At 61.5% G+C, this 7,073-nt stretch carries 6 protein-coding genes; 2 read left to right on the top strand and 4 right to left on the bottom strand.

Features of this window, described 5'->3' with window-relative positions; all coding sequences use genetic code 11:
* Window positions 1-164: 164 nt before the first annotated feature.
* Window positions 165-1,562: an MATE family efflux transporter gene (locus tag RMO15_RS04530; protein WP_309708399.1), complete on the top strand. Its 1,398-nt coding sequence runs from the start codon at window positions 165-167 to the stop codon at window positions 1,560-1,562.
* Window positions 1,563-1,586: 24 nt separating this feature from the next.
* On the opposite strand, the gene RMO15_RS04525 is transcribed toward RMO15_RS04530, so the two are convergent.
* Window positions 1,587-2,027 (bottom strand): response regulator, encoded by a 441-nt coding sequence (locus RMO15_RS04525; RefSeq protein WP_309708396.1) that lies wholly within the window; start codon window positions 2,025-2,027, stop codon window positions 1,587-1,589.
* 6 nt (window positions 2,028-2,033) lie between these two features.
* Complete coding sequence (locus RMO15_RS04520) at window positions 2,034-3,716, bottom strand: GAF domain-containing sensor histidine kinase (protein WP_309708392.1); 1,683 nt, start codon at window positions 3,714-3,716, stop codon at window positions 2,034-2,036.
* Window positions 3,717-3,813: 97 nt separating this feature from the next.
* Between RMO15_RS04520 and RMO15_RS04515 the strand changes: the two genes are divergently transcribed.
* Window positions 3,814-5,187, top strand: a complete 1,374-nt coding sequence (locus tag RMO15_RS04515) for an AAA family ATPase (protein ID WP_309708389.1) — start codon at window positions 3,814-3,816, stop codon at window positions 5,185-5,187.
* Here the strand turns inward: RMO15_RS04515 and RMO15_RS04510 are convergent, their stop codons facing one another.
* Complete coding sequence (locus RMO15_RS04510) at window positions 5,188-6,216, bottom strand: HupE/UreJ family protein (protein ID WP_309708386.1); 1,029 nt, start codon at window positions 6,214-6,216, stop codon at window positions 5,188-5,190. It lies immediately after the preceding gene.
* The gene (locus RMO15_RS04505) at window positions 6,213-6,926 is read right to left on the bottom strand and encodes an H-X9-DG-CTERM domain-containing protein (RefSeq protein WP_309708383.1); all 714 of its coding nucleotides are present in this window, start codon (window positions 6,924-6,926) and stop codon (window positions 6,213-6,215) included. The genes RMO15_RS04510 and RMO15_RS04505 overlap by 4 nt, the downstream gene beginning before the upstream one ends.
* Window positions 6,927-7,073 lie beyond the last annotated feature (147 nt).

The following is a 7,073-nucleotide window of genomic DNA, read 5'->3' as shown; positions in this document are numbered from 1 at the left end:
CCCTCCTTCCTTTTGCCCCCTTCTTCCCGATAACGGGAGGGAAGGGGAGGTTCCCCCACCCAACCCTCTCCCATTATTGGGAGGGGGTGGCGTAGTGAGGAACGAACGAAGCCGGGGGAGGGCAAACCGGGAACCATGGTACTCTGTTCGGGGTAACAGGCAAGATGAGTAAAGATGCCCGGCAAGGGATGATTCTGGAGGGGCCGCTGGCGCGGGGGGTCTTTCTGGTGGCGATGCCCTCTGTGGCGATGATGCTGGTGCAGACCTTCAATGGCTTTCTGGATCGCTTCTTTATCAGCAAGCTCGGCCCCGATGCACTGGCAGCGGTGACGGTCTGTACCTCGTGGATGTGGCTACTTCTTGCGGCGGCGATGGCGGTCTCGACGGGCACCACGGCGCTGGTGGGACGCTTTATTGGGGCGAGTAAGGCGCAGGCTCCGGAAGAGGCGGCCAAGTCTCTCCACGACGCGTCCTCAGTGACGCGGCAGTCAGTTCTCCTGAGCCTTCTGATCTCGGTGGTCGTCTGCATCGTGCTGGTGCTGGTGCGCCACCCACTGCTCGTTCTCCAAGGGCTGGATAAAAACGCGATCCCTCTCGCAGAGCCCTACTTACTAGTGATGGCCTTTGGGCAGCCCGTGCAGTTCCTGGTGATGATCCTAGGGGGCGTCTTCCGCGGCCTCGGCGATACTACGCGGCCTTTCTACGTGACACTTGGCTCTGTGGGAGTCCATGCTCTGGGCAACGCCCTACTCATCCCACGCATTGGGATTGTGGGTGGGGCGCTTGCGATGGTCTGCTCCCAGGTGCTGGCGCTGGCCCTCACGGTCTGGTTTCTCAGACAGAGCCCCGTCTCGGATGGGCTGGGCGGGCCGTGGAAACTTGACACCTCCTGGGCCGGGCGCATTCTCAAGATCGGGCTGCTCGCGGCGCTCCAACAGCTGATTCGGGTGGGTTCGATGCTCGTCTTTCAGGGCATGATCGCCCGCACCGCCGCTGGGGGCGCGGCGATTGCGGCGCTGGGAGTGGGGTTGCTCTTTGAGAGCATTGCCTTTATGCCGGGCTTTGGCTACTCGATTGCTTCGGCGGCGTTTGTGGGCCAGAATTTAGGGGCGGGCAATGTCAAGCGCGCCAATGCCGCCGCGTGGGCCGCGACTTGGCAGGCCATTGCAGTTATGAGCGTGATGGGCGTGGTCTGCTACGTCTTTGCCGAACCCTTTGCCCGCTTCTTCCTCCAGCACGGCGAGGATGCCGCACGCAATGCCAAGGTGGACGAGACGCTGGCTCTTACGGTGTCGTATCTCAAGATCGCGGCGATCTCGGAGCCGTTTCTGGCGCTCGGAATGGGGCTGATCGGGGCGCTTCAGGGGGCGGGGGAGACCCTCAGCCCCACGGTTCTCACCACCGTGACCATGGTGCTGATCCGCCTCCCACTCGCCTGGTTTCTTCTCCAGCACTTCGGCATGACTGGTGCCTGGTGGGCCATGAGCCTCTCCACGGTGATCCAGGGAATCTGCACCATCTTCGTCTTCCGCCAGGGCCGCTGGCAGAAAATCCGGGTGTAGCTAGCCCTCACGATCTCCGTGGGGCTATTCCGCGTGGCGTTTGTGGAACTCCTCGAGGCGGCGGACGGTGCCAACGGACTGGCGGCGGCGCTGGCAGGCTTGCTCCAGCTTCATCACCAGCAGCTCAAAGACATCCACACCGGGCATGTTCTTCTCGATATAGTCAAACGCGCCGCGCCGCATGCACTCCACCGCATTGGCAACGTTTCCGTAGGCAGTCAGCACGATCACCTCGGTGAAGACATCACGTGAGGCGGCTCCCTCCAGAACATGCATCCCTGAGTTGGGGTCGCCCATGTTCATGTCCGTCACCACAATATCGTAGGGGTGCTCGACCGTCTTGAGGGCACTGAGCCCCTCCACTTCCGAGCCCGCCGTTGTCACCGCATAGCCCTCGCGCTCCAGCCGCCGGGCCAGTGCCGCCCGAACCTCATCTTCATCATCTACCACTAATACTCGAATCATAGGTTGCTATTTTACACCCTTCTGTGACTTTAGGGGAAGTGCGATCTCAAAGAGCGCACCCTGACCTTCCGCACCCGTCTCGATAATGCCGCCATGGTGCGCCTCGATAATGCCTTTTACAATCGCCAGCCCTAGCCCCATGCCGCGTGCCCGCGAGGTCACAAAGGGTCGAAAGATTCTTTCTTTCTCACCGACGGGGATTCCGGGGCCATTGTCTTGGAACGTGAGAAGGGCATAGTCACTGCGGGGGAGCGCCATACGAGTGGAAAGCAGCTCACGCCGCGAGACCTTTCGGCTTGTCACGGTGAGTGTTCCGCCGCCCTTTGCCTCCATAAACGTGACCGCGTTCTCAATCAGCTCCGAGAAAGCCCGCTTGAGCTTGGCACCATCGGCGAGAATGGGCAGGGGGGCTGTGGCAAAGTTGAGCTCCAGAGTGACACTACTGCGCTTGGGAAAGGTCTCCGCAAGGGTGGCTTGTACCAGCTCAGTCGCATCACCGGGAGTAGGGGCGAGGTTACCCGCGCGCACAAAGTCCCGGAACTCGGCCAGCAGCTCCTCCAGGCGAAAAATCCCCCGCTTCATTCCCTCCACTAGGGGCCGCACCTCGCCGCCACTCTGCGCCACGTACTCCAACTCGTTGAGATCACCCTTGATGGCAAAGACCCGGTTGCCGATCATGTGGCTCGACATCGCGCTCATCTCGCCCCACGTCGCCATGCGCTCGGACTGCATCAGGCGGGCAAAGAGCCGCGCATTGTCCATCGCCGCTCCCACTTGCGCCGCGATCATCAGCAGCGCCTCCTCTTCGGCATCCGTGAAGTCGTTGGGGAACCAGGGCGAGCTGGACTCTTTGCGAATCACGCGGAGCACCCCAACTGTCCCCGCGACCGAGGGAATCGGGACTCCCAGAAACGCCCGCATCTCGTCGAGATCGCGCACCACGGCGCTGGTCTCGGCCACCATGCCGGTCTGACCATTGCCCAGTGCGTACTCTTTTCGAGCGGGCCGCACGCCCTTGCCGCGGGTGGCGGCGAGGGTCAGGTGCTGATTGGCCTGGTCTAAAAAATAAAGCGAGCACTCCTCGGCACGGAGCACCTGGCTCGTAATCTCCACGACCCGCTCCAGCATTGCCTCGGAGTCTGCCGTGCCGGAGAGCTCTTTTCCGATCTGCACCAGCGCCGCCTCACGCTCTCTTAAATCGTCCATCGAGAGCCGGAGCGCCGCCAAGTCCGCGAGCGTTTGGGCAAAAGCCTCGTGCTCTTCATTAAAAGCGTCCACCCGGTCAGACTCCAAGTTCAACACACCACGCACCCGCTCATCGCGCTCCAGGGAGATTGGCACGGCTAAAACGGAGCGAATTCCGGGGAAAAACGAGACATAGCCGGGGACATCGGCAGGAGCATCGGCGACCCGTACAGGGGCTCCGGTGCGGGCTACCAGGGATGTGATCGTACTGGTTCGGTCTTTCTCCGAGAGGCGGTTCTGCCGCGCTTCATCGGTCCAGCCCGCTCCTGAGGTTGCCAGCAATACCAGCCCGCCCGCCTCCGCTTCGGCAAGTGCAACAAAGGCACGTGTCGCCCCTGTCGCATTGGCTGCCTCAAAAACATAGTGCTCCAAAAGCTCATGCGCCGTCCAGTTCGCCACGGCAGCATGAGATAGACGCGTCACATTTCGCAAAGAGAGGGGCATCGCGGCGTCAGTATACCCTGCAAACTAAACGTCCTCATGCTACAATGACTACTCGGTTGCTTCTGAGTAGCGAAGCACTACATGATGGGACGTTAATTTGCAAGGTTCGGCGAGAGAGGCGGCGTTTGCTCGGTTGCGGGCGTTCGCGGATAAGCTGGTAGGGAGAGACGAAGCACTGGGTGCTCTGGTGCGTGCCACCTGTGCCTCACGTCTGGTTACCTTGCATGGCGATGCTGGTGTTGGCAAGACCACTCTTGTCCGTGCCGCCGCCCAGCGCCTTGCGGAGGCGGGAGCATTTCCGGCGGGGGTCTTCTGGGTGAGCCTACGCGGCGTCACCCGTAGCCAGCCCGCGCACTTGGCCATTGCACAGCACGTTCCTACAGGCATAGAAAACGCTCTTTTTATCCTAGACGGCCTAGACATCTCCCTTGTCCCCACGCTCTTAGAGCGCTTTCCCCAGGTTCATCTTCTGGTGACGGCACGAGCGGCACTGGGCCTGCCTCAAGAGCAGGCGCTGGAGCTCCCTCCCCTTTCTTTTAGCGATGCCCGTCGGCTTCTCGTGGGCTGGACTCGCACGGAGCTCGACCCCGATGAGAGTGCGTCGCTGGCTCGCCTGCTGGATGGCAATCCTCAAACCGTCCGGCTCACCGCGGCACTTCTGGAAACGGAACCTCTCTCGGCACTGCGCGTTCGCCTGGAGACACAGCTCACCGCGCTGACCCTGCACGGAGGCAGCACCACACCGCTTATCCTCACTCGTGATCTACTTCTCGACCGCCTGCCCGAAGGGGTGGGGCGGTTATTAGGGGTGCTCTCGCTCTTTGCCACGGGCGCACAGGCAGAAGACCTCGAAGTCAGCTGGGGCAAGGGCTGGCAGCGCTCGATGGAGGTGCTCCTGCGCTCTGGCCTCGCCATCGAAGATGAAGGCCGCTACCAGGTCGCCGTAGATCTGCCTCAGCCGCCACAAGCCGCACTTGGCCCTACGGGCGTTCTCTTGGCTCTTGCGCTCAGTCATCTGCGTAACCAACAAACCGATCCCGCCTTTGATCTCGCCGAACGGGGGCTTGCCGTCGCCCGCGCCTCGCAGAACCGCGAGGGGTTTGCCTGCGCCCTGCTCGTCCTCGGGCGCATCACGCTTGTCGAAGACCCTGCACGGGCCGCCCTACTTTTGGAGGAAGCCGCGACCCACTTTGGAAACCTCCACGACTCCCAAAACCAGGGCACCGCGCGCCACTGGCAGGGAGCTGCCTTCAGCCATATAGATCAGCCCGAAGCGGCGCTGGGAGCCCTCTACGAAGCGCAGAAAACCTGTCGCGTTTCTGCTCTTGCGGGTCTTTTCGAGGAGATTCAGACCAAGCTCACCGGCCACGGCGGCGGCTCGCTGCTAGCCGCTCTGGAGCTTGATGCCGCCGGGGTACGTGAGCACGGCCTACTCGCCGCCCGCCTCAGGCTCGGCCTTCCTGCGAAGTAGCTAGCCAATCCGCTGTAAGAACCAGAAGGCTCCGAGCAGGATCACGGTGACGCAGCCCGCGATCGTGGCGCGACGGCCCGCTCTGGGGTGGTGTTTTTGGAGCAGTATGAGTGCGGGAGCGACGGCCAGGACAATCGTCAGCTGGCCCAGCTCGACACCGACATTAAACGCGCCTAGAGAGATGCCAAGCGCCTCTTTCGGAAGCCCTACTTCTGCCAGTGCGCCTGCAAACCCGAAGCCATGAATCAGCCCGAAGCCGAGCGCTATCAGGGCACGAAAGTCACGCTCGCCAGGTTTGGCGAGTAACGTGTCCACCCCGACGGCCACAATCGAGAGTGCGATCAACGGCTCCACAATGCTCGGGGAAAGCATCACAGTCTTGGTGGCGGCTAGGCAGAGCGTGACAGAGTGCGCCAGAGTGAAAGCTGTCACGATCTTGAGGAGCTGCCGTAGCGTCCCGCCCAGGAGCAGTAGCCCCACCACAAATAAAATATGATCCGGCCCCGCGAAGATATGTGAGATGCCCTCCAGCACAAAGCGCCGCGCTACAGAGAGCTTGGACTCGGGCGCTTGTGTTGCTTCCCAGGAAAAGCTCGGGTGCGCTGCATCCAGCACCGTCTCCTGCACTAGCTTGCCATCTGAGTAGAGCAGCACAATCGTGCGGCTCTGTGGGTCTTCGGGAAAGAGGCGCTTGGTGAGCGTGAGTTGCTTAGGCGAGAGCACAGCCGCCGAGGTGTCGAGCAAAACGGTGCGGTTATTCGCATCTTGAATCTGGCTCTCCCCCTCGGTTATGACCGACTTGCCATCGGCCTCCAGCGCCAGCCGTGTCCGCAGGCCCGCCTCTTTGCCGACGGGCGCGACGAGGCTGATACGCAGCCCCGTTGCCTCTAAGCGCAAGATTACACTGCTGTAGCGTGGGTCGTGCGCAAGGCTCGGAAGCGCGAGGCTCAGGAGGAGCATGAACCCAAAAATCAGGCGCAAGCCCACAAAGCTGTCCCCCCGCGGAGCGGGGGTTAGTGGGAAATTCATGGGATGGGTTCCTCCAACGGGCGGCGGACGAGATGGTCGGGAAACTGGTCTACCCGCGCACGGCCCCAGCGCAGCCAGCGTGTGTGACCATCGGCGTAGGTGTAGTTGGCCCCGCCATTATGTCGGTTGTACTGAAGCCACTCCACCAGCGCGGGCTCGCCCACCCAGGTATCGTAGTCGTCCTGATCCGGGGCTCCCTCAAGGTTGCGCTCGGAAAAAAGAATCAGGTTGGGGTTAGGGAGCGCGGCAACTAGCGGCTCAGAGGCAAAGTCTCCCAGAACTCCTTCAAGTGCATAGCGGCAGGACTTGTGGGTAAAGACCGAGTTCAGGAGATAGCTCTGGCCCATGGGGGACTCAGGGCACTGGGTAAGCTGCGTGTTCTTCAGATACGGCTCCAGCGCATCCAGCCAGGGAGCCTCGGCGTGGCTGTTGCCATAGCCGCCACCTTCGCAACCCGCAAGGCTGGTGGGAAGCTGTGGCACGGTCGAGCCATCGTCGAGCACCCACTCTTCATGGTGGTGAAAAAGCTGGCCGTCGTTGTCCGTCATGTACATTCGTGCCGCTACTCCGAGCTGGCGCTGGTTCGAGAGACAGGCAATCTGCCGGGCTTTGGCGCGGGCCTGAGAAAAAACGGGGAAGAGAATCGCAGCCAGAATAGCGATGATAGCGATGACAATGAGAAGCTCAATCAGGGTAAAAACACGTTTCATGGCTTTTTCTCCGAGAGAATTTGTTGGGCATGATCCAATATCTGACGGTCACACGTACCTGTGGCGGTTGCCAGATTAACGAAGTGCTTCGCTTCGGCTTTCTGGCCAGATTTATAGAGCGCCCAGGCAAGCGCATCGGCGGTGTGG

The sequence above is a fragment of the Armatimonas sp. genome (assembly GCF_031410135.1).
Taxonomy (GTDB): Bacteria; Armatimonadota; Armatimonadia; order Armatimonadales; family Armatimonadaceae; genus Armatimonas.
The sequence above is the reverse complement of the archived record's forward strand: the minus strand, read 5'-3'. Positions and strand labels throughout refer to the sequence as shown.